Source organism: Vibrio sp. KUL80, assembly GCF_059725495.1.
Genome location: NZ_AP045841.1, coordinates 1,113,145 through 1,136,070 on the forward strand (window position 1 = coordinate 1,113,145; position 22,926 = coordinate 1,136,070).

At 46.5% G+C, this 22,926-nt stretch carries 23 protein-coding genes; 17 read left to right on the forward strand and 6 right to left on the reverse strand.

The features are described 5' to 3' along the window. Positions 1 to 27: 27 nt before the first annotated feature. Positions 28 to 612, reverse strand: coding sequence for a Maf family protein (locus AC6I8U_RS05125; protein ID WP_498017900.1), 585 nt, complete (start codon positions 610 to 612; stop codon positions 28 to 30). Between the two features lie 135 nt (positions 613 to 747). Between AC6I8U_RS05125 and yceD the strand changes: the two genes are divergently transcribed. From yceD to ptsG, 14 genes are all read left to right on the forward strand, one after another. Further along, on the forward strand, positions 748 to 1,275 hold the full coding sequence (gene yceD, locus AC6I8U_RS05130; protein ID WP_042476749.1) for a 23S rRNA accumulation protein YceD: 528 nt from the start codon (positions 748 to 750) through the stop codon (positions 1,273 to 1,275). Positions 1,276 to 1,318: 43 nt separating this feature from the next. Continuing rightward, the gene (rpmF, locus tag AC6I8U_RS05135) at positions 1,319 to 1,489 is read left to right on the forward strand and encodes a 50S ribosomal protein L32 (RefSeq protein WP_031493499.1); all 171 of its coding nucleotides are present in this window, start codon (positions 1,319 to 1,321) and stop codon (positions 1,487 to 1,489) included. Positions 1,490 to 1,498: 9 nt separating this feature from the next. After that, positions 1,499 to 2,524, forward strand: coding sequence for a phosphate acyltransferase PlsX (plsX, locus tag AC6I8U_RS05140; protein WP_498017901.1), 1,026 nt, complete (start codon positions 1,499 to 1,501; stop codon positions 2,522 to 2,524). Between the two features lie 5 nt (positions 2,525 to 2,529). Further along, entirely contained in the window at positions 2,530 to 3,480 is a 951-nt protein-coding gene (locus AC6I8U_RS05145; protein ID WP_042476757.1) for a beta-ketoacyl-ACP synthase III, read from the forward strand. A gap of 57 nt (positions 3,481 to 3,537) precedes the next feature. Continuing rightward, a complete protein-coding gene (gene fabD, locus AC6I8U_RS05150; protein WP_128648594.1) occupies positions 3,538 to 4,461 on the forward strand; it encodes an ACP S-malonyltransferase in 924 nt (307 codons plus the stop codon). A gap of 17 nt (positions 4,462 to 4,478) precedes the next feature. Beyond that, complete coding sequence (gene fabG, locus AC6I8U_RS05155) at positions 4,479 to 5,213, forward strand: 3-oxoacyl-ACP reductase FabG (protein ID WP_234496057.1); 735 nt, start codon at positions 4,479 to 4,481, stop codon at positions 5,211 to 5,213. A gap of 162 nt (positions 5,214 to 5,375) precedes the next feature. Then, a complete protein-coding gene (gene acpP, locus AC6I8U_RS05160; protein ID WP_498017902.1) occupies positions 5,376 to 5,609 on the forward strand; it encodes an acyl carrier protein in 234 nt (77 codons plus the stop codon). Positions 5,610 to 5,704: 95 nt separating this feature from the next. After that, positions 5,705 to 6,946 (forward strand): beta-ketoacyl-ACP synthase II, encoded by a 1,242-nt coding sequence (gene fabF, locus AC6I8U_RS05165; protein WP_042476763.1) that lies wholly within the window; start codon positions 5,705 to 5,707, stop codon positions 6,944 to 6,946. 82 nt (positions 6,947 to 7,028) lie between these two features. Next, complete coding sequence (pabC, locus tag AC6I8U_RS05170; protein ID WP_498017903.1) at positions 7,029 to 7,835, forward strand: aminodeoxychorismate lyase; 807 nt, start codon at positions 7,029 to 7,031, stop codon at positions 7,833 to 7,835. After that, the gene (gene mltG / locus AC6I8U_RS05175; RefSeq protein WP_128648592.1) at positions 7,829 to 8,845 is read left to right on the forward strand and encodes an endolytic transglycosylase MltG; all 1,017 of its coding nucleotides are present in this window, start codon (positions 7,829 to 7,831) and stop codon (positions 8,843 to 8,845) included. The genes pabC and mltG overlap by 7 nt, the downstream gene beginning before the upstream one ends. Next, a complete protein-coding gene (gene tmk, locus AC6I8U_RS05180) occupies positions 8,842 to 9,474 on the forward strand; it encodes a dTMP kinase (protein ID WP_042476770.1) in 633 nt (210 codons plus the stop codon). The genes mltG and tmk overlap by 4 nt, the downstream gene beginning before the upstream one ends. An 8-nt stretch (positions 9,475 to 9,482) precedes the next feature. Further along, positions 9,483 to 10,445: a DNA polymerase III subunit delta' gene (gene holB / locus AC6I8U_RS05185; protein WP_498017904.1), complete on the forward strand. Its 963-nt coding sequence runs from the start codon at positions 9,483 to 9,485 to the stop codon at positions 10,443 to 10,445. Between the two features lie 114 nt (positions 10,446 to 10,559). After that, positions 10,560 to 11,327, forward strand: a complete 768-nt coding sequence (locus AC6I8U_RS05190) for a TatD family hydrolase (RefSeq protein WP_234495524.1) — start codon at positions 10,560 to 10,562, stop codon at positions 11,325 to 11,327. A gap of 454 nt (positions 11,328 to 11,781) precedes the next feature. Next, complete coding sequence (gene ptsG / locus AC6I8U_RS05195) at positions 11,782 to 13,215, forward strand: PTS glucose transporter subunit IIBC (protein ID WP_498017905.1); 1,434 nt, start codon at positions 11,782 to 11,784, stop codon at positions 13,213 to 13,215. Positions 13,216 to 13,307: 92 nt separating this feature from the next. Here ptsG and AC6I8U_RS05200 read toward each other — a convergent pair whose 3' ends face one another. The 4 genes from AC6I8U_RS05200 to AC6I8U_RS05215 form a co-directional block, all read right to left on the reverse strand. Next, positions 13,308 to 13,862 (reverse strand): GNAT family N-acetyltransferase, encoded by a 555-nt coding sequence (locus AC6I8U_RS05200; RefSeq protein ID WP_498017906.1) that lies wholly within the window; start codon positions 13,860 to 13,862, stop codon positions 13,308 to 13,310. 75 nt (positions 13,863 to 13,937) lie between these two features. Continuing rightward, a complete protein-coding gene (locus tag AC6I8U_RS05205) occupies positions 13,938 to 14,750 on the reverse strand; it encodes a peptidoglycan binding protein CsiV (protein ID WP_498017907.1) in 813 nt (270 codons plus the stop codon). 127 nt (positions 14,751 to 14,877) lie between these two features. Then, positions 14,878 to 18,333 carry a transcription-repair coupling factor gene (mfd, locus tag AC6I8U_RS05210; protein ID WP_498017908.1) on the reverse strand — a complete coding sequence of 1,152 codons (3,456 nt, stop codon included), beginning with the start codon at positions 18,331 to 18,333 and terminating at the stop codon, positions 14,878 to 14,880. A gap of 6 nt (positions 18,334 to 18,339) precedes the next feature. After that, positions 18,340 to 18,909, reverse strand: coding sequence for a PilZ domain-containing protein (locus AC6I8U_RS05215; RefSeq protein WP_498017909.1), 570 nt, complete (start codon positions 18,907 to 18,909; stop codon positions 18,340 to 18,342). A 175-nt stretch (positions 18,910 to 19,084) separates the two neighbouring features. Between AC6I8U_RS05215 and lolC the strand changes: the two genes are divergently transcribed. The 3 genes from lolC (at position 19,085) to lolE (ending at position 22,234) form a co-directional block, all read left to right on the forward strand. Beyond that, complete coding sequence (gene lolC / locus AC6I8U_RS05220) at positions 19,085 to 20,293, forward strand: lipoprotein-releasing ABC transporter permease subunit LolC (RefSeq protein WP_498017910.1); 1,209 nt, start codon at positions 19,085 to 19,087, stop codon at positions 20,291 to 20,293. Beyond that, positions 20,286 to 20,981, forward strand: a complete 696-nt coding sequence (lolD, locus tag AC6I8U_RS05225; RefSeq protein ID WP_042476787.1) for a lipoprotein-releasing ABC transporter ATP-binding protein LolD — start codon at positions 20,286 to 20,288, stop codon at positions 20,979 to 20,981. Before lolC ends, lolD begins: the two co-directional genes overlap by 8 nt. A gap of 71 nt (positions 20,982 to 21,052) precedes the next feature. Continuing rightward, positions 21,053 to 22,234, forward strand: a complete 1,182-nt coding sequence (gene lolE, locus AC6I8U_RS05230; RefSeq protein WP_498018319.1) for a lipoprotein-releasing ABC transporter permease subunit LolE — start codon at positions 21,053 to 21,055, stop codon at positions 22,232 to 22,234. A gap of 177 nt (positions 22,235 to 22,411) precedes the next feature. On the opposite strand, the gene AC6I8U_RS05235 is transcribed toward lolE, so the two are convergent. Further along, positions 22,412 to 22,921: a DUF2062 domain-containing protein gene (locus AC6I8U_RS05235; protein WP_042476794.1), complete on the reverse strand. Its 510-nt coding sequence runs from the start codon at positions 22,919 to 22,921 to the stop codon at positions 22,412 to 22,414. Between the last annotated feature and the right edge of the window lie 5 nt (positions 22,922 to 22,926).

The following is a 22,926-nucleotide window of genomic DNA, read 5'->3' on the forward strand; positions in this document are numbered from 1 at the left end:
GCTTTTTTGTTAATGGTCAGCCAACGCTTAGGCGAGTGGGGAGATTCCGTGCTTTTCTAGCATGGTGATCAAATCGATCAGTGGCAGTCCGACTAGGGTGTTTGGATCCTTACCATTTAACGCACTAAATAAAGTGATACCAAGCCCTTCACTTTTAAAGCTGCCAGCACAGTAGAAGGGTTGCTCAATATCGACGTAACGCTCAATCTGCTTTTGTGTTAGGTTTCTGAAGCTGACATCGAATGTGTCGACTGTGACGTCTGAGGTGCCGGTTTCGGTATTGTAGACGGCAAGACCCGTATAAAAACGAATGGTTTTACCGCTCTGTTGAGAGAGTTGATTTACGGCATTTTCTCTGTTGAGCGGTTTACCGATAATCTGGCCATCGATGACGCACACTTGATCGCTTCCAATAACGATAGCATCGGGCTCCGCTCCGAGAGCTTGCGCTTTTTCAAGTGCAAGACGCTGTACTAACTGCTCTGCAGACTCGCTTGAGTGGGCTTTTTCATCTACATTGGGTGCCTTCGCTTCAAACTCTAGTGCCAGTTTGCTCAAAAGCTCAGCACGGAAGGGAGAAGTGGACGCTAAAATGAGTCTTGTGGATTTCATTTTGGGCTCAGTTTTCTTATCATAATTGCAGTTTCTGGACATATTGTTAGATTCTTAATCTGTAGGCAAAAAAAGTACAACTTTTTCGCCTTTTTCTTTGACTAAATCCGTTTTGGAAGATAATATTCGCGCCCTATGCAAAAGGTAAAAATACCGCGAACTGTTGACCCGGGTAAGACGGCACAGAAGAGACTCGACTACGATGGCATCATCCAAGTCAGCCTTTTCAAGCGTCTGAGCGAGTCAGTTAGTAGCGTAAAACGCGATGCTGAAGTGACATTGTCCTTTGGGCATGATGAACAGCGACTCGTTGTTATCTCTGGTAAAGCTAACATCGAAGTTGATTTGGAATGTCAGCGTTGTAATGAGATTTTCACACACCTGTGTGAAGTTCAATTCACTTATACTCCTTACTATAGTGAGAAGAGTGAAGAGGACGCACCGGAAGATTACGATTTGGTAGATCTTAATGAGTACGGTGAGGTCGATCTCATACAATTAGTTGAAGACGAGTTCATCTTAAACCTGCCTCAAGTCGCAATGCACGATATAGCAGACTGTAGCGTTGACTCAAACAACATGGTGTTTGGAGATATTCCGGAAGAGGTTCCAGAAGATAAGCCAAATCCATTTGATGTTTTAAAGAGCTTAAAGCGTGAGTAACAGAGTTACTGACGTTTAAATTACTAACATAGGAGTAGGGTCCATGGCCGTACAAAAAAGCAAGAAGTCACGTTCTATGCGTGGCATGCGTCGTTCACATGATGCGCTAACTTCAGCTGCACTATCTGTAGACGCAACTTCAGGTGAAACTCACCTACGTCACAACGTGACTGCTGACGGTTACTACCGTGGCAAAAAGGTTATCAACAAGTAAGGTTGACCTTTGCATAATATAACCGTTGCACTTGATGCAATGGGCGGGGACTACGGTCCTTCCGTAACAGTGCCTGCCGCCGTGCAGGCACTGTCGCTTTTCCCAGAGCTAAAAGTGGTGCTTGTTGGCGACGAGCCGTCAATAAACACGCAACTCAAACACCTAGGTTACCAAAACAGTAACCGTCTTACGGTCATGCATAGTGACCGAGTCATTTCGAATTCCGAAAAGCCTTCCTTCGCCCTCAGAAACAGTCAAGATACGTCTATGCGTATAGCGATTGATCTAGTTGAATCCGAGCAAGCTGACGCGTGCGTAAGCGGCGGTAATACCGGTGCGCTAATGGCACTATCAAGATTCCGTCTTAAGCTCCTCCCTGGTATAGATAGACCTGCGTTAGTTTCCGCTCTACCTACTGCACAAGGCAGAAAAACCTGGATGCTAGATCTTGGCGCAAATGCGTCTGTCGATGCCGATTCTCTATTTCAGTTTGCTGTAATGGGAAGCGCACTTGCTGAGCAACATCTTGGACGAAGCCCTAGAGTCGCAATATTGAATATCGGTGCAGAAGAAATAAAAGGTAACGATCTCGTCAAACGTTGCTCAGAAATGCTGACACAATGCCGATCTATTAACTATATTGGATTCGTTGAAGGAAATGAGTTACTCAGCGACAGCGCAGATGTCATTGTCTGCGATGGCTTTGTTGGTAACACAACATTGAAAGCTTGCGAAGGAACTGCGCAATTTATTATCAACAAACTTAAAGCCAAATTATCCACCTCTACAATCAAGGGATGGCTGGCTAGATTGCTGTTTTCTGATGTATTAAACGAAGTTAAAGCACTGAACCCCGACCAGTATAACGGGGCAAGTTTGTTAGGATTGCGCGGCATTGTCATAAAAAGCCACGGAAGTGCTGATGTTTCAGCGCTTGTTAATGCAATAGGCGAAGCGGTTCACGAGGTTAAACGCCAAGTGCCAAACCAAATAAGCGATCGTCTAGAAGCAGTGTTACTCGAGAGGCAGTATTAGTCTTCATGTATAGCAAAATTTTAGGTACAGGCAGCTACCTGCCGTCTCAGATCCGCACCAATGCAGATCTAGAGAAAATGGTAGATACGACAGATGAATGGATCGTCACTCGCACAGGTATTAAAGAACGTAGAATTGCTGCAGAGGACGAAACCGTTGCAGACATGGGCTACGAAGCTTCCTTGAAAGCCATTGAGATGGCAGGCATCGATAAGAATGATATCGATCTAATTATTGTTGCAACAACAAGTAGTAGCCACGCTTTTCCTTCGTCGGCTTGTCAAGTTCAAGCAAAACTTGGCATTCAAGGTTGCCCTGCTTTTGATATGGCTGCAGCATGTACAGGTTTTGTATACGCGCTGTCAGTTGCTGATCAACATATCCGTTCAGGAATGTGTAAAAACGTATTGGTGATTGGCTCAGATTGTCTATCTAAAACGGTCGAAGAAATTGATCGCTCAACCATCATCCTATTCGGTGATGCAGCCGGTGCTGTGGTTTTGGGTGCTAGTGAAGAGCCAGGCATCATTTCGACGCATTTATATGCAGATGGTCGTTTTGGCGATCTTCTCAGTCTTGAAATGCCTGTACGTGGCGGTGAACTCGATAAGTGGCTGAACATGTCGGGTAACGAAGTATTCAAAGTTGCCGTTACTCAGCTATCGAAACTAGTTAAAGATACACTAAGCGCGAACGATATGAGCAAAGAGGACCTCGATTGGTTGGTTCCTCATCAAGCGAACTATCGCATCATTTCGGCAACCGCGAAAAAACTGGGTATGTCGATGGATCAAGTCGTCCTAACACTTGATCGCCACGGTAATACTTCGGCAGCAACCGTACCAACGGCCTTAGATGAGGCGGTTCGCGATGGTCGCATTAAGCGTGGACAGAACCTTCTATTAGAAGCGTTTGGTGGTGGTTTTACCTGGGGTTCAGCGTTAGTTCGCTTCTAACCTCACGAACACCGAGCGATATAAAAGTCATAGATTGCGTTGTTTAAGGAAATAACGATGAGTAATTTTGCAATCGTGTTCCCAGGTCAGGGTTCACAAACAGTTGGCATGCTAGCAGAGCTAGGCGAGCAACATGAGATCGTAAAAGCGACATTTGCGGAAGCATCTGAAGCACTTGGTTACGACCTATGGGCATTGGTTCAAAACGGCCCAGCCGAAGATTTAAATCAAACCCATCGCACGCAGCCTGCGCTATTAGCTTCTTCTGTAGCTATTTGGCGTGTATGGCAAGAGCAGGGTCTTGCTCAGCCTAAACTCGTAGCGGGTCACAGCCTAGGTGAGTACTCAGCGCTAGTGTGTGCTGGTGTCATTGACTTCAAAGAAGCGATCAAACTTGTTGAACTTCGCGGTCAGTTGATGCAAGAAGCCGTTCCTGCTGGCGTTGGCGCGATGTATGCCATCATCGGTCTAGATGATGAGTCGATTGCTAAAGCGTGTGAAGAAGCAGCACAGGGTGAAGTGGTTTCCCCAGTGAACTTTAACTCACCAGGTCAGGTAGTTATTGCGGGTAACAAAGCAGCAGTAGAGCGAGCCGGCGCACTATGTAAAGAAGCGGGTGCTAAACGCGCGCTACCATTGCCAGTGTCGGTACCTTCTCACTGTGCGCTGATGAAACCAGCAGCAGAAAAGCTCGCGGTTGCGCTTGAAGCGATTGAATTCAACGCACCTTCGGTTCCTGTCATCAACAACGTTGATGTTGAAACAGAAACCGACCCGGCAAAAATTAAAGACGCGCTAGTTCGCCAGCTTCACAGCCCAGTTCGTTGGACTGAAGGCGTTGAGAAAATGAGCGAGCAAGGCGTTGAAAAACTGTTGGAACTTGGTCCAGGTAAAGTGTTAACTGGCCTAACAAAACGCATTGTTAAGACATTGAGTGCGGCTGCGGTAAATGACGCTGCGTCACTCGAAGCTGCAAAATAATAAGGAATCCAATAATGATGAACCTTGAAGGCAAGATTGCCTTAGTAACAGGTGCAAGCCGTGGTATTGGTCGCTCAATTGCAGAGCTACTGGTAGAGCGCGGTGCGACAGTAATTGGTACGGCGACATCTGATAACGGTGCAGCTGCTATCAGCGAGTACTTAGGTGAAAATGGCAAAGGCCTAGCGCTAAACGTGACAGATACTGACTCGATCGAAGCTGTTCTTAAGCAAATCAACGATGAATTTGGCGCGATCGACATTCTTGTTAACAACGCTGGTATCACTCGCGATAACCTATTAATGCGTATGAAGGACGATGAGTGGACAGATATCATGGACACTAACCTAACGTCTATCTTCCGCCTATCTAAAGCTGTGTTGCGCGGTATGATGAAGAAGCGTCAGGGTCGCATCATCAACGTGGGTTCTGTCGTTGGTACTATGGGTAACGCTGGTCAAACGAACTATGCTGCTGCAAAAGCAGGCGTAATCGGTTTCACCAAGTCTATGGCTCGTGAAGTTGCTTCACGCGGTGTGACGGTGAACACAGTTGCACCAGGTTTTATCGAAACAGATATGACAAAAGCACTGAATGATGAGCAACGAGCTGCTACACTAGCCAACGTGCCTGCTGGTCGTTTAGGTGACCCACGTGAAATCGCTTCAGCTGTTGCATTTCTTGCATCGCCAGAAGCGGCATACATCACAGGTGAAACACTTCACGTAAATGGTGGCATGTACATGGTTTGATCTGTGCAACATTTGTGCATGATTTAAGTCAAAAATGTACTGAATTTCGGTTAAATTCGCTAAAATTGTGGTTTGACCAGCAAGGACCCCCTTGCAACTTTCAACAGTTCGAATAAACTACGGAAACATCGCATAGAGCGAAATCTGTAAAGGAAAATTAAAATGAGCAACATCGAAGAACGCGTAAAGAAAATCATTGTTGAACAGCTAGGTGTGGACGAAACAGAAGTTAAAAACGAAGCTTCTTTCGTTGACGATCTAGGTGCTGACTCTCTAGACACAGTTGAGCTAGTAATGGCTCTAGAAGAGGAATTCGACACTGAGATTCCTGATGAAGAAGCTGAGAAGATCACTACTGTTCAAGCTGCTATCGACTACGTAAACAGCGCTCAGTAATATCTCTTTCTAGGCGGCCTCCTTGGCCGCCTGTGTTTTTTTAAAACGTCTTCTATCCTTTCATATAGAATCATAAATATCCCGGAGAAAAAATCGTGTCCAAGCGTCGTGTTGTTGTCACTGGCATGGGTATGTTGTCGCCGGTAGGCAACAGCGTAGAATCTTCATGGAAAGCCCTTCTTGAAGGCAAGAGTGGTATCGTAAATATTGAACATTTCGATACAACCGATTTCTCTACTCGTTTCGCTGGCTTAGTTAAAGACTTTGACGGTAGTGAATACGTGTCTAAAAAAGATGCTAAGAAAATGGATTTGTTTATCCAGTACGGCATCGTAGCAGGTATGCACGCACTCAAAGACTCTGGTCTTGAAGTCACTCCAGAAAACCAACACCGTGTAGGTGTGGCTATCGGTTCTGGTATTGGTGGCCTTGACCTAATTGAAGCGGGACATCAAGCGTTGGTATCGAAAGGCCCTCGTCGTGTAAGTCCTTTCTTTGTCCCTTCGACTATTGTAAACATGGTTGCTGGCCAACTTTCTATTCTTGCTGGATTACGTGGTCCTAACATTGCTATCTCTACAGCATGTACAACAGGCCTACATAACATCGGCCACGCTGCTCGTATGATCGCTTATGGTGATGCAGAAGCAATGGTTGCTGGTGGTTCTGAAAAAGCATCTACACCACTTGGCATGGCGGGCTTTGGCGCAGCGAAGGCGCTATCAACTCGCAATGATGAGCCTCAAAAAGCATCTCGTCCATGGGATGTTGATCGTGACGGCTTCGTGCTAGGTGATGGTGCAGGTATGTTGGTACTAGAAGAGTACGAACACGCAAAAGCACGTGGCGCTAAAATCTATGCAGAGCTTGTTGGCTTTGGTATGAGCGGTGACGCTTACCACATGACGTCTCCAAGCGAAGATGGCTCTGGTGGTGCGCTTGCAATGGAAGCAGCACTGCGTGACGCTGGTATCACTGGCGAACAGATTGGTTATGTTAACGCACACGGTACATCAACTCCTGCAGGTGATGTGGCGGAAATCAAGGGCATTAAACGTGCACTTGGTGAGGAAGGCGCGAAGAAAGTACTGGTTTCTTCTACCAAGTCTATGACAGGTCACCTATTGGGTGCTGCGGGCTCGGCTGAAGCTATCATTACCATCATGTCTTTGGTTGACCAAATTGTTCCACCAACGATTAACCTAGATAACCCTGATCCTGAATGTGATGTTGACTTAGTGCCATTTACCGCACGTAAAGTGGATATGGAATATGCACTTTGTAACTCATTCGGTTTTGGTGGTACTAACGGTTCGCTTATCTTCAAGAAGATGTAAACCGCGGTAATCGCATAAGAGACTTGTATTCGAACGGCTTGATGCTTAGCATTGAGCCGTTTTGTTATTTAAAGGAATCAACATGTTTTGGCGAAATGGCCAGAAGATTGACCATGTTGCGGTCACGGATAGAAGTTTTCAATACGGTGACGGTTGCTTTACAACCATATTGACGCGATATGGCAAACTTCAGTTGTGGGAACGTCACGTCACTCGTATGGAAAAGGCGCTGATGTGTCTTAAGATCGCGCCGGTAGACTGGCATGCTCTGCGGTTGGAGATCGAGTCACATGCGTCTGATGCAAGTGAAGCTGGCATAAAACTGCATGTAAGTCGCGGCCAAGGTGGTCGCGGTTACAGTACTAAGGTAACTAAAGGTCCTTTTGTTACGGTAAGTAGCTTCGATTTTCCACCGAACTACCACGAAATTCGTGAAAATGGCTTGGAACTATCAATCTCGGATGTACGACTTGGGCATAATCCTTTGCTGGCTGGACTCAAGCACAATAATAGACTGGAACAGATCTTAGCTAAGGAAAATGTTGAATCTAGTGGTCATCTTGATGGCATTGTGCTCGACTTTAACGGCAAAGTGATTGAAACCACAATGGCTAACGTATTCTGGGTGAACAACAATCAAGTGTTTACACCAGACCTTAGTGTTGCCGGAGTTGCTGGTGTCATGCGTGAGGTCGTGATTGAGGAGCTGACGTTACTGGGTATTTCTGTCAACGTTGGGTACTTCGATCTTGAAGATCTCCTTGCGGCCGAAGAAGTTTTCGTTACCAATTGTATTCTGGGGGTTGCACCCATCACCAAAATTAGGGAAGTTGGTCTGTCTATCGGTCCAATAACAAAACAGATTCAGGAGAAATTAAGTCTGTGCTAAAGAAGTTTTTATTGCTCGTCATCATACTTGCTGCAGTAGCAGTAGGCGGCTTTGTTCATGTTAAAAATAGCGTGCAGGATTTTGTTAACCAGCCTCTGAACCTTGAAGAGCCAACACTGATTACCGTAGAGCGCGGCAACAGTCTCAATACGCTAATGGCGACATTTGAGGGTAATCAATGGATTGAGCCTACGCCATATGCCGAATTAGTTCGCCGCTTCCATCCAGAGCTCACGCAAATTAAGGTTGGAACATTCGAACTGAAGCCGAATATGACGTTTAAAGAGGCGATTGACGCGGTTATCGAGGGTAAAGAGTACCAACTTGCGATTACCTTTATTGAAGGCTCTACCTTTAAAGAATGGCGTGAACAGTTTGCTAATGCAGATTACCTAGAGCACAAAACGCTTGAAATGGACGAAAAAGCGATAGCGCAAGAGCTGGGCATCGAGCACGAACGGTTAGAAGGGCTCTTCCTTGCAGAAACCTATCATTACTCCGTGGGTGATAGTGACCTTGATATTTTAAAGCGCGCTAACAGAAAGTTAAACAAGGTACTTTCGGAAAGTTGGGAGCAGCGACAAGATAAGCTTCCACTAAAGAACGAGTACGAAGCCTTGATTTTGGCATCTATTATCGAGAAAGAGACCTCAGTACCATCAGAGCGCGAACGTGTGGCGTCTGTGTTCGTTAATCGCCTAAACATCGGTATGCGCCTGCAAACCGACCCAACGGTGATCTATGGCATGGGCGATAGATACGATGGCAACATTCGTAAGAAAGATCTTCGAGAAGCAACGCCATACAATACCTATGTCATTAATGGTTTACCACCAACGCCAATTGCAATGCCTGGCAAAGCATCTATCATGGCGTCAGTAAATCCGGAAGACAGCAATTATCTATATTTCGTGGCTAGCGGTACAGGTGGCCATGTCTTTTCAAAGAATTTAAGAGACCACAACCGCGCGGTCCAACAGTATCTAAAACAATTAAGAAGTCGAAAATGAACCAAGGCAAATTTATCGTAATAGAGGGCCTAGAAGGCGCTGGTAAGAGTTCAGCAATCAGTGTGTTACGCTCTGAGTTAGAAGCAGCTGGCATTGATTCTATTGAGAATACTCGTGAGCCTGGTGGCACAGCCTTGGCTGAAAAATTGCGTGCCTTGGTAAAAGAAGAGCAAGAAGGGGAGATTCTTCAAGATCGCTCTGAGCTACTGCTGATTTATGCAGCTCGTATTCAATTGCTAGAAACCGTGATCAAGCCTGCTCTTGAGTCTGGCTCTTGGGTTATTGGTGATCGACATGATCTCTCTTCACAAGCCTACCAAGGCGGTGGTCGTCAAATCGATAAGCATATTATGTCTTCGCTTAAAGAGATCGCACTTGGCGACTTTAAGCCAGACCTCACCCTGTATCTAGATCTTGACCCAAGACTCGGTCTTGAGCGAGCACGTGGTAGAGGTGAGCTAGACCGAATTGAGAAAATGGATATTTCATTTTTCGACCGCACCCGCGAACGCTACTTAGAATTGGCAAATTCGGATTCGAGCATTGTGATTATCGATGCAAGCCAAGATATGGAATCGGTTCAAGCGGACATTCGCCATGCTGTGCAAGCTTGGTTGGCCGCGCAGTAGGAGCAAGTATGCAGGACTATCCATGGCAGGCTGAACTGTGGCAAAAGCTCAAGGGGAACCTTGAGAAGCAGCATATTCCAGGAGCAATGCTGATCCAAGCTAAGATTGGCTTGGGACCCGAGGCTCTAGTTGAGCGATATGTCGCAGGTTTAATGTGTCAGAACGATGCCTCTGAGCCGTGCGGCTTTTGTCATGCTTGCAGCCTGGTCGCTTCTGATTCTCACCCAGACGTTCACTTCGTTGAACCTGAAAAAGATAAAAAGAACCTTTCGGTTGAGCAAATTAGACAAGCGAATAAATGGGCTCTTGAGTCTTCTCAGTTTGGTGGATATCGATTGATTATCCTGCCTCAAGCCGAGCGCATGAATGTTTCCGCTGCCAATGCACTACTTAAGACTCTAGAGGAACCACCTAGCAATTGTGTGTTCATCTTAACGACAGAGCATGCCCAGCGTTTGCTGCCAACGATTCGCAGCCGATGTGAGGTCTGGCATCTTTCTGCTCCGTCTCAAGCTCAATCTGTTGACTGGGTCAGCTCACAATTAGGAAAGCGTATTTCTCTTCGAATTGCTTACCTATGTCAGTCTGAGCCTTTAGCGATAAAATCGTTCGTAGAACAGGGTAGAGAAAAGGAGTTAGATACACTGCTCTCAGCATTTCTAAGCGCTGTAACGAATCGTAATGCGGACGTGACAGCCTTTATGAATGTATTCTTGAAAAGTGACGTCCCCTTTGATGAACAGCTTTCATGGTTGTGGTTGGTATTGGCTAGTGCTCAAAAGCAGTCGTTAGGTCTTGACCAAGGCGAGATGATTCCTGAAGCTGCTCAACTAGCATCGTTATATTCCTATCAGAGTTTGTTCAAGCAATCTGAATCCTTGGCAGAGCTTAAAAAGCAACTTAGCGAGTCTAGCGGGTTAAATGCTGAGTTACTCGTGACTAATTGGCTATACTCTTTCTTAACCGCTTAAATTAACGCTCACTATCCTCGGCATGGTTGTTCATTATTATGCCGAGAGCTTTCATTTGCTGAAGCCGAATCGGGCTGTCAGTATCTTTAAATTCTTACGCACGAAGAAGACTTTATGTTTGTAGATTCCCATTGCCATCTCGATAAGCTGAACTATGAAGAGCTGCATGATGGCATCGAAGATGTACTTAAAAAAGCAAAAGCCGCTAACGTTGACAAGCTATTATCTGTCGGCGTTACGCTTGACTCATTTCCAAATATGATGGAGCTAATCAAGCCATACCCAGAGATCATGGCATCTTGTGGTGTGCATCCACTTGATGTAGAGAGTGCTTTTTCTTTGGAGCAGTTTAAGAAGTACGTTGCCAATGACAGGGTCGTTGCTGTCGGTGAAACGGGTTTAGACTACCACTATCAACCAGAAACGGCTGAGCTGCAAAAAAAGCGTTTTGAGCAGCAAGTTGAGGTGGCGGTGGATGTCAATAAACCGCTAATTATCCATACTAGAAACGCGCGCGAAGACACGTTATCCATTCTTCGTAATGGCGGGGCGGACAAGTGTGGTGGTGTGATCCACTGTTTTACCGAGGATCTGGCTTTTGCTGAAGCAGCCATGGATCTCGGGTTCTATATCTCCATTTCAGGCATTGTCACTTTCAGACAAGCCAAAGAACTCAAAGAGGTCGTGAAACAATTACCGCTTGAAAGGCTGCTTATTGAAACAGACTCTCCTTATCTCGCACCAATTCCGCATCGTGGCAAAGAGAATCAACCGGCCTACGTAGTGGAGGTTGCTGCCTATATTGCTCAGCTAAAAGGGGTATCGCTGTCAGAAGTTGGAGAAAAAACCAGCAAAAACTATCAAGATCTTTTTTTGCGTTAGGAAATAACAACTCAGATACAACCGATTAGAAAAGGCGCAGTTTGCGCCTTTTTTGTCGAAAAAATTTGAAAATATCAAATTAATTTAACGTTAACGAAATCTGTTGAGAAAAAAGAAGTGATTCAGCACAAACTGTAATTATGTTACGTAAAATAACTTAAGAGTGTATTTTATTCACCCCGTAAAATTAATTGATGTAATTATTTATTGTATTAATTTCAATAATTTAGATTCACTGAAAACCATTACACAAGCCCGATTGAAACGTGATCCATGCGTAGTTTTGAAACTAAATTTCGTAAGTGTGTAGAAACCTTGAGGGTCATCAAGATATATTTAGAGGCAGAAAATATAATTCGAATCGTGGTTACATTTTCTATGGGTGCTAACATTTAGGCTACGGGGGTGTGCCGTTAGAGCCCATAATACTAATAACTTTATCAGGAGCATAAACATGTTTAAGAACCTTTTTGCTAACCTGCAAAAAGTTGGTAAGTCTCTGATGCTACCAGTATCGGTACTACCAGTTGCAGGTATTCTACTTGGGGTAGGTGCTGCTAACCTAGGCTTCATTCCAGATGTGGTTTCAAACCTAATGGAACAAGCTGGTGGTTCAGTATTCGGCCAAATGGCACTGCTATTTGCTGTAGGTGTTGCACTAGGCTTTACTAACAACGACGGTGTTGCAGGTCTTGCAGCTATCGTTGGTTACGGCATCATGACTGCTACGCTTAGCGTAATGGCTGGTGTTATGGGCGTTGAAAAAATCGATACAGGTGTACTAGGTGGTATCCTTGTCGGTGGTGTGGCTGCTTGGGCATTCAACCGTTTCTTCAAGATTCAACTTCCAGAATACCTTGGCTTCTTCGCTGGTAAGCGTGCTGTGCCAATCATTACTGGTTTCACTGCAATCGCACTTGGTATCGTACTGTCTATCGTATGGCCACCAATCGGTTCTGCAATCGGTGCATTCTCTCACTGGGCAGCTGAGCAAAACCCACAACTAGCATTCGGTATCTACGGTGTTGTTGAGCGTTCTCTAATCCCATTCGGTCTACACCACGTTTGGAACGTACCATTCTTCTTCGAAGCAGGTACTTGTGTGAACGCTGCAGGCGAAACTCAAAACGGCGTACTAACTTGTTACCTAGTTGCAGACGAAGCGTCTCGTGCTGCTGGTAATGGCTTCGGTCAGCTAGCGGGTGGTTACATGTTCAAGATGTTCGGTCTACCAGCTGCTGCAATCGCTATTGCACACTGTGCTAAACCAGAGAACCGCGCGAAAGTTATGGGTATCATGGCTTCTGCTGCTCTAACATCGTTCCTAACAGGTATCACTGAGCCAATCGAATTCTCATTCCTATTCGTTGCTCCAGTACTATACGCAATCCACGCTCTACTAGCTGGTTCTGCATACGTTGTTGCTAACACTGTAGGTTTCGTACACGGTACTTCGTTCTCACACGGTCTTATCGACTTCCTAGTACTGTCTGGTAACTCTCAGAAGATCGGTCTGATGGTTGGTATCGGTCTAATCTACGCAGCTATCTACTACTTCGTATTCCGCGCTGTAATCACTGCGATGGACCTTAAGACTCCTGGTCGTGAAGACGAGACTGAAGATGCGGCAGCAGCAGTATCTGGCAACGAAATGGCTGGCGAACTAGTAGCAGCATTCGGTGGCAAAGCTAACATCACAGGTCTAGATGCATGTATCACACGTCTACGTGTTGCTGTAGCTGACACTGAAATTGTTGACCAAGACAAGCTTAAGCAACTTGGTGCAGCAGGTGTAGTTGTAGTATCTGGTGGTGTTCAAGCTATCTTCGGTACTAAGTCAGACAACCTGAAAACAGATATGGATGAGTGGATTCGTAACCACGGCTAATTCCTCAATCCAAAGTTAGAAAAGGGAAGCTTAGGCTTCCCTTTTTTTCGTCTGAATGAATGTCTATAGACACTCGTCTCTTTAAGTTAGCGCTATGTACGATTCCACTCAGATGGCAATAGTGAAAACACCATTCCCTCACGCGGTTTACCGTTAAAGATATAACGATTTTTTGCAAGGCACTCGAACGTAGCGCCAAGCTTTTCGGCAAATCGATAGCTTGGTTCATTGGCTGGGTCGCAGACTATCTCTAAGCGCGTGAGTAACAGGTGGGCAAAAGAGAACTCCACTAGCGCCTCCATAGCCTCTACCGCGTATCCTTGCTGCTGAGCTTTGTCTTTCATCCAATAACCAAGACTGCCCATGTTGAAGGTGTGGTAGAACTCGTTGAGCGCGACCATTCCTAGAAATTCATTGTCGCTTCTTGTGAAAATGGCAAAGCCAAAGGCGTTAGCTTTAACCCAGTTAAGGCGTGTTGCTCCGATAAAGTCGAGTGCTTCGGACTCAGTAAATTCTGAATGACACCAATCTATCCATTGATGAAGTGATGGAGAGGTGCATATGGTGTCTGCAAGTATAGGTGCTTCATCTGGCGTCAGAAGGCGCAGGCAAAGCCGTTTGGTATAGATGGTGTAATTGGTGTTCATAGCTAAAGTATAAACCTAAGTCATGCGCATATAAAAAAGGCCCGCATTAGCGAGCCCTTTAACTGTGAGTTGGCGTTAGTTTTGTACGCGTCTCACCTGAATGATCATCCCCATCAGTGGATGATCTAGGTAGTGTGTTTCACTACTGCGCATGCGACGCTTTTGGTCGAGGCGGTAATCTTTTAAGAAAGTAAGTGTCTCGCGTTGCGGCTCGATAGAGGCTAAGTTACCAGCGATAACATTGCTGTCTTGAACATCGTCAGATGTTGTGTTCTCTGATAAATCGTTAGACTCTATTGCATCAGCTGGTGTTTCATCGATAGGCGAGGAGACGATAACCTGCTTGGTACTTGGAGATTTGAGATCAAGCTGAGCTTCGGCATACAGGTAATGCTGCACGTAGATTTGTAGCTTGCCATCTAGCTCGTATAATGGCTTATCAATAGCGACTTCCGTTACACCATCTACCGGTGAAGAGGTGTTACTGCTGCTTCCCTTTTCAGAGCCATCTGGATAAAACTGAGTGGAAAAATCTTTGCCTGCGCGGAATCGGAAAACCGGAGCAGAGCCTTTGCCATTATCACCCTGACGCCAAGCTTTGTGCATTAGAACGGTGTAACCCGCGTGATTACGTAGCTTAGCCACTTCATCATTTAGCTGGTAAGAAGCCGACGGAAGTGCTTGGACCCCCTTAGACGCACGGTAGCTTGAATCATTTAGGGAACCAGCGCGACTAAAGTCGATGTCTGGCATATCATTTGGCCATGACTCATTGACCTTTTCAGGATTGACGGCGCGCTTAAAAACGATCACTTCTATGTCAAATTGTCTCTGTGCCAAACTTGGCATCGAAACCAATAGCATTAGCAGTGGGATCAGCTTTTTCATTGTTTCTCCATAGATGGCCACTGTCGATGAGTGGGACCCAGTATATCAATTAATACAAAGTGTTGCCGAAACAATTTGTGGCATTCGCCTTCATTATGTTTCGGCAAGTCTCTACCTAGTCATAAAATTAAGCTGGTATTCGATTCGCTTCAAATTCATCCAGCATGCTGTTTAGGTAGTTCAAACGCTTACGGCGGTCGGTCAACGTTTCGATAAACTTGAATTTCGTTGGTCCTTCCATTGCAAACTTGGTTGGTTGCGCTTGAAGTAGTTTAACCAAGAAGGCTGGGTTAATGTCAGCGTCTGGATAAAACTCAATATAGCCGCCTTTCTCATGGGCTTCTACTTTCTTCACTTTAAGGTCACCACCACGAAGTTTCATTTTAGCGACTTCAAGCAAGTGTTTGGCGGCGTCCGGAAGAAGACCAAATCGATCGATAAGCTCAACCTTGAGTTCATTCAGTTCATCTTCATTACCCACGCTAGCAATACGCTTGTACATTGAAAGGCGCGTGTTGATGTCAGGAATATAATCATCAGGGAGCAAGGCTGGAATACGAAGTTCAACTTCGGTCTGCTCGCGCAAGAGATCATCTAATGATGGCTCTTTGCCTTCTTTTAACGCCTCTACCGCTTGCTCTAGCATCTCCATGTATAGTGAGAAGCCAACGGATTGAATTTGACCACTTTGCTCGTCACCCAACAGTTCACCTGCGCCGCGGATCTCTAAATCGTGAGTCGCGAGGGTGAATCCAGCGCCAAGATCTTCCAATGAAGCAATAGCATCGAGACGCTTCACTGCGTCTTTGGTCATGGCTTTTGGATGTGGCGTCAGAAGGTAGGCGTAGGCCTGATGATGGGAGCGACCCACTCGTCCACGAAGCTGATGAAGCTGGGCTAGACCTAGGTTGTCTGCGCGGTCCATGATAATCGTGTTCGCGGTTGGAACGTCGATACCCGTTTCAATGATCGTCGTACAGACTAGCAGGTTAAAGCGCTGATGGTAAAAGTCATTCATGACGCGCTCTAGTTCGCGTTCACGCATTTGGCCATGTGCAACGGTTACTCGTGCTTCTGGGACCAACTTTTCAAGATCGGCTGCGACTTTTTCTATGGTCTCTACTTGATTGTGAAGGAAGTAAACCTGACCACCACGCATGATTTCACGCAGTATCGCTTCTCGCACTACACTGTCTTCGTTTTGTCGAACAAAGGTCTTTATAGCAAGACGGCGAGCAGGCGGGGTGGCAATGATTGAAAGATCACGCATTCCACTCATGGCCATATTGAGTGTTCTCGGAATCGGTGTCGCGGTGAGAGTAAGGATGTCCACATCCGCACGCATGGCTTTCACTTTCTCTTTTTGACGAACGCCAAAGCGGTGCTCTTCATCGACGATAAGTAGCCCAAGATCTTTAAACTGGATGTCGCTTGATAGTAGCTTGTGTGTGCCGACCACAATGTCTACTTTGCCATCAGCGACATCTTGAAGAATGGCTTTTTGCTCTTTCGCCGACTTAAAGCGTGACAGTACCTCGACTCGAATAGGCAGGTTTGCAAATCGATCACGGAAGTTCTCAAAGTGTTGTTGTGCAAGCAGTGTCGTTGGGACCAATACCGCTACCTGCTTACCATTGTCGGTCGATACAAATGCAGCACGCATGGCGACTTCAGTTTTACCAAAGCCAACATCACCACAGACGAGTCGATCCATTGCCTTTGGCTGGCACATATCCGACATGACCGCATTGATCGCCTGTGCTTGGTCATCGGTTTCCTCAAACGGGAATCCAGCCTTGAATGTCGCGTACTGGTCGCGATCCAGTTTAAACTTGTAGCCGGGCTTAAGCTCTCGCTTAGCATAGACGTCAAGTAGCTCTGCTGCGACGTCTCGAACTTTCTCCGCGGCTTTTCGGCGCGCCTTCGCCCAAGCTTCACCACCGAGTTTGTGGAGCGGTGCGGACTCTTCAGCGCCACCTGAATAACGTCCAATGAGGTTCAGAGAGGCAACTGGTACGTAGAGTTTGGCGTCGTTTTGGTATTCTAACGTCACGTACTCGGTCGTCATACCACCAGCTTCTAGGGTTTGTAAGCCCACATAGCGACCGATGCCGTGGTCGATGTGTACCACCGGCTGTCCTGGTTTGAGCTCAGCGAGATTACGTATGACAGTGTCACTGTTTATAGAGCGCTTTTCTTTTTTGCGACGCTGAATAACGCGATCGCCAAGCATGTCACTCTCACAGATGAATGCAAATTTATCTTGGAAGCTGAATCCGTGCTCACACTGTCCGATAACCAGGGTAAAACGCTCATTGCTTTTTAGTGCATCGTGCAAGCTGGATTGCTCGACAGGACGAAGTTTGATTCGGTGCAACAGCTCTAAAAGCGCCTCACGTCGGCCTTCTGACTCAACAGAGAAGATGATCTTGCCCGTAAACTGCTCAGTGAACTGACGAATTTGCGCCATCGGTTCTTTTAACTGATGCTGAACCGTGATGTCAGGAAGAGCTTGAACTGGCGTATTGTCACGTCCTGCCTTTTGTTCAACTTCTTCGATATGGCATTGGAGTTGAGGGTATTGTTTTAGCTGAGCAAAGAACTCGTCTTTTTCGAGCCACAGCGCCCTAGGTTCGAGTAGCGGGCGCAGTGGGTCGACTTTTCTTTGTTCGAAACGCGTATCGACATCAGCCAAAAAGTGATCGACGGCACTTTCAATATCACCCACCATGACGATCTGAGATTCTTCGCTGATATAGTCGAACAAGGTCTCGGTATGGTCAAAAAACAGTGGTTGCCAATACTCAATACCAGCAGGCCATGTCCCCTTGCTGACCTGCATATACACAGACTCTGGCTCACGTCTCGCATCAAATTGCTGACGCCAGCGGGTACGAAACTCTTCAATGGCATCTTTGGTTGTTGGGAACTCATGTGCCGGAAGAAGACGGATCTCTTCAATATCCTCGATGGAGCGCTGATTTTCAGGATCAAAGGTTCGAATCGTGTCTATTTCATCATCGAAAAAGTCGATACGATACGGCGCTGAACTTCCCATCGGGAATAGGTCGAGAATCGAACCTCGGCTGGCATATTCACCTGGTCCAAAGACCTGGTCAACATGGCGATATCCAGAGTTTTCAAGCTGCACTCTTAGCTTATCGAGAGAGAATAGATCGCCCGTTTTTACCATGAGTGTGTGTTGCAACAAAAAGTCTCTTGGACTCTGTCTTTGTAGCAAAGTGCTGACAGGAACTATCGTTATGCCCGCGCTCTGCTGAGGGAGGGAATACAAGCGAGCGATACGATCAGAGATAATGTCTTGGTGTGGCGAGAAGTTGTCGTAAGGGAGCGTTTCCCAGTCGGGAAATAGCGCCACATCGCCACAGTAGAACTGTTCGAGCTCACCTTGAAGCTTTAATGCCATTTGTGGATCGGGGACAACCAAAAGGGTGTGCTGCTCATGTGCATTGGCGTGTTCACCGATCGATAGTGCAAGTGCGCCACCTATTAGGTTACCTAAGTGTTTTTTGTCACCTTTGCCTTGTGGGGCATTAAGTGGAAGTAGGGGAGAATAGCTCATAACGTATTAGTTTTTTTCTCTGTCTAGCGAGCGTTGACGCAGCAGTTTTTGTTGCTGGTGTAAGGCTGCTTTTATGAGTAGATCTTGGTGTTCTTCAAGAATACGAACGAATGAAAGTGTCACGAGATAACCTTCATCTTGATGTTCTATGTTGGTCACTTCACCGTAGCAGTAGACACCTGAAGGTGGGTGATCGAGAAACAGTTTGAGTCTAGTGTACTGTCCTAGTTGTAGTTCATCGTGACTAATGTAAGTCAACTGACTGGCACCGAAGCTTTTCGTAATGTGCCTTAGCGCAGGCTCATCTTGTTGAGCAATCATGTAATTGAGTAACAGATTCAGCTTATTGTTTTGCTGCTCGATCAACTCTGCGACGTGTTTTAAATTGTGTTGGTTGAGTTCGTGCTGCGCGGCATCTGTTTTTTGGTCTAGTTGACTAAACTCACTCGATGCGACAAAAGAAGCGGGAATCTCGGCAATATAGTCCGTTAATTCAGGGAGTGCAGAGCCTACTTTGAGTGGCTCAATGTTCGCCTTAAGCGGTCCATTTACGGTGAAGAAGTCGTCTTGCTGCATAATTTTTCCCTAATTAACATCCATTAATTATCTCTGGGTATACGTGAGTTATCAAGAAAAGGGCAGATTAATTCCGCAAAAGTCAGTAATTTAAAAGGAAAATGACATCCAGGGCTACAACCCTGACACTTTTCTGGTTACATTAACTGGTAGATTTCTTTCTATGGCGAACACTATGTTTCACCCCTTGCCAATATTTATTGGACTGCGTTACCTCAGAGGTCGTTCTGGCGACCGATTCAGTCGATTTGTTTCCTATATGTCCACCGCCGGTATCACCATTGGTGTTTTATCGCTTGTGACTGTGCTATCAGTGATGAACGGGTTTGAAGCCCAACTCAAAGGTCGCATTTTAGGTGTATTGCCTCAAGCGGTGATCAGTCATGAGTCGGGTCGTGTTGATCTTGATAACAAGCCGACGGAGCTACTGTCCGCTTATCCATCCAGCCAACCGGCAGTGCCTATTGTACGCAGTGAGGCTGTACTGCAGAGTCATCAAGGGCTCTCTGCTGCACTCATGATTGGTATTGAGCCTAACAGCGACGACCCTATTCGTTCGAGAATTGTCAGCGGCAGTGTCGAGCGCTTAGCGGCGGGTAAATACCAGGTGTTGTTAGGTCATAGCCTTGCGCGTGAACTGGATGTGCGAGTGGGTGACAAAGTCCGTTTGATGGTCACAAGCGCGAGCCAGTATACGCCACTTGGAAGAATACCGAGTCAGCGTATGTTTACGGTAGCAGGTTTATACAGTACCGGTTCGGATGTCGATAGTCAGTTGGTCGTGACGCATATTTCTGATGCCGCCAAGCTGATGCGCTATAAGTCGAATCAAGCGAGTGGCTGGAGATTGTTTTTCGATGACCCGTTTGTGGTTTCCCAGCTCAGTGAACAACCACTACCAGAAGGTTGGAGTTGGAGTGATTGGCGCGAGCAGCGCGGAGAGTTGTTCCAAGCGGTACGCATGGAGAAAAACATGATGGGACTGATGTTGGGGCTTATCATCGGAGTTGCCGCGTTTAATATTATCTCAGCGCTCATTATGGTCGTCATGGAGAAGCAGTCAGAGGTTGCCATTCTTAAGACCCAAGGAATGAGTGACAAACAAGTGCTGTGTATCTTTATGGTTCAAGGCGCTAGTAGTGGCGCAGTTGGTGCGATTGTTGGTGGCGTGTTAGGTGTGATTTTGGCAAGCAATCTAAATAGCTTACTTGATGCAATGGGCGTCGCACTGTTTAGTTTTGGCGGTCAGCTGCCAGTGGTCATCAACCCTTATCAAATTATTGTCGTCGTGGTGTGTGCCGTGTTGCTCAGCTTAGCCGCGACGTTATTCCCTTCTTACCGAGCATCGTCAGTGAAACCCGCAGAGGCCCTTAGATATGAGTAATCCGTTAATCGCGTGTCGTAATATTCGCAAAACCTACCACGACGGCGCTGTTGATACTGAGGTATTGAAAGGGGTCAGCTTTGACATCGCTAGTGGTGAACTGGTGTCCATTATTGGCTCGTCCGGTTCGGGTAAATCAACTCTGCTTCATGTATTGGGTGCGTTGGATGAGGCAACAGAAGGTAGTGTTGAATTTCAAGGGCAGTCTCTTTTAGACATGGGAAGCAATCAGCAAGCTAAGCTTCGCAATCAGCATCTAGGGTTTGTCTATCAGTTCCATCATCTTTTAAGTGACTTTACCGCTGTGGAGAATGTTGCAATGCCACTGCTTATCGGTGGTGCCAAAGTGAGCAGTGCGAAACAAGAAGCCAGAGAGCTTCTTGAAAGAGTAGGGTTACAACATCGACTCGACCATAGACCGTCAGAGTTGTCTGGTGGTGAGCGTCAACGTGTGGCAATTGCGAGAGCCTTGGTCAACAAGCCCGATCTCGTACTTGCAGATGAGCCGACTGGTAACTTGGATCATGCAACGGCGCTGTCTATTTACGATTTGATGAGAACTCTGAATCGCGAGTATGGCACTGCGTTTCTTGTTGTCACTCACGATAATGAGCTCGCTTCGAAAATGGACAAACAACTACATATGCAAGACGGTCTGCTGGTGGATGCAGCGACAGTCAGCGCGTAAGACGAGGATCAATCGTGTCACTATCGTTTTTCATTGGTAAGCGATTTAGCAAAGCCAAGCAGCGTAACAAAATGGTGTCGTTCATCTCTATGTCTTCAATCGTCGGCATCGCAGTTGGTGTGGCGGTTATTGTGATTGGCCTATCTGCCATGAACGGTTTTGAGCGTGAACTTAAAAACCGGGTACTGTCGGTTATCGCCCATGGTGAGTTTGAAGGTGTGAATGCACCGATTCAAAACTGGCAGAATGTCGTCGATGCCTCGCTCAACCACAAACATGTTGAAGGTGCTGCGCCCTATGTCAGGCTGACGGCTCTCGTTGAAAAGGGGAGTCAACTCAAAGCGGTTGAGCTAAGAGGCGTGACACCTGAGCTAGAAAGTCAGGTGTCGACGTTGCCTAGTTTCGTTGCAGAGCAGTCATGGAACGCGTTTAAAGCGGGCGAGCAGCAAGTTATATTAGGGCAGGGCGTCGCGCAGCAAGTCGGGGTCTCTGTTGGTGATTATGTGACCTTGATGATCCCAACGACTGGAGATACCAGCAAGGTTCAGTCGCCAAGACGAGTGCGAGTAAAAGTCACGGGTTTACTTGAGCTTAACGGACAGATCGATCACAGCCTAGCCATAGTCCCACTTGAGGATGCGCAAGGTTATGCGAGGCTTGGAGAAAGCGTCACAGGCGTCTCCATAAAGGTAGACAATGTGTTTGATGCACCGCTCATTGTCCGTGAAATCGGTAATACGCTGACGGAGTACGTTTACCTTCGTAGCTGGAAGCAGGAGTATGGATTTCTGTATCGCGATATCCAGTTAGTACGAACCATTATGTATTTAGTGATGGTTCTGGTTATCGGTGTCGCTTGCTTCAATATTGTGTCGACGCTCATGATGGCGGTAAAAGATCGCGCTTCCGAAATCGCTATTCTGCGTACTATGGGGGCGAGTGATGGCCTGATTAAGCGTATCTTTATCTGGCAAGGCGTATTCTCTGGCGTCGTTGGCAGTGTGATTGGAGGTATATTGGGCAGCCTCGTTGCACTTAATTTAACGCCAATTGTATCTGGATTAGAAAACTTGCTCGGGCATCAGTTCTTGTCTGGAGACATCTACTTTGTCGATTTTCTGCCCTCACAATTGATTTGGAATGACGTGCTCTTGGTTTCTGGGACCGCAACATTACTCAGCTTGATAGCAACCTGGTACCCTGCGATGAAAGCGAGTCAGCTTAATCCAGCCACAGTCCTCAGTGCCAAGTAGAGATTAGACGAAACGACGAGGTAGTGATTTCCCCTTGTCCAGATAGCAAAAAGGACCACTTGATGTGGTCCTTTTTTAATGCTTGCAAACTTATCAGTTTCAGCCGAGTTGGTGGTTCATCGCATAACGGCTCGAGTGTTTTGTTTTGCCACCAAGATACGTTTAACGTGGATACGCTTAACGTGTTGAGCGTTGTTGCCAGCTACGAACCACTGAATATCGCCAAAGTCCTCGTATTCCAAAGTAACCAGCTATGGCGGCCACTGTGCCACAGATCGCACAGCCCAGCAGGAAAGGGGGACCAATAGTGCTCATCTGGTCTGATAGATATTGCCACGATAGTTCAAAGTGAAACGGTTGTGGCGGAGTGTTCATACAGAACGCGCCCACCTTATAGGCAAAGTAAAATAATACCGGCATGGTAACAGGATTACTGATCCACACTAAGGCGACCGATAGCGGCAGGTTGACGCCGAAAAGAATAGCGAGTCCGGCGGCCATGATCATTTGGCTAGGAAGTGGTACGAAAGCCATAAAAAGACCGACAGCAAAAGCGCCTGCCGCAGAGCGACGGTTTAGACACCATAAGTTCGGGTTGTAAAGGAGGTTGCCGAACACTTTCAATGCCTTTTGTTTTTTGATCATCTCGTGATCAGGCATGAAACGTTTAATGAACTTTCTTGGCATAGGGA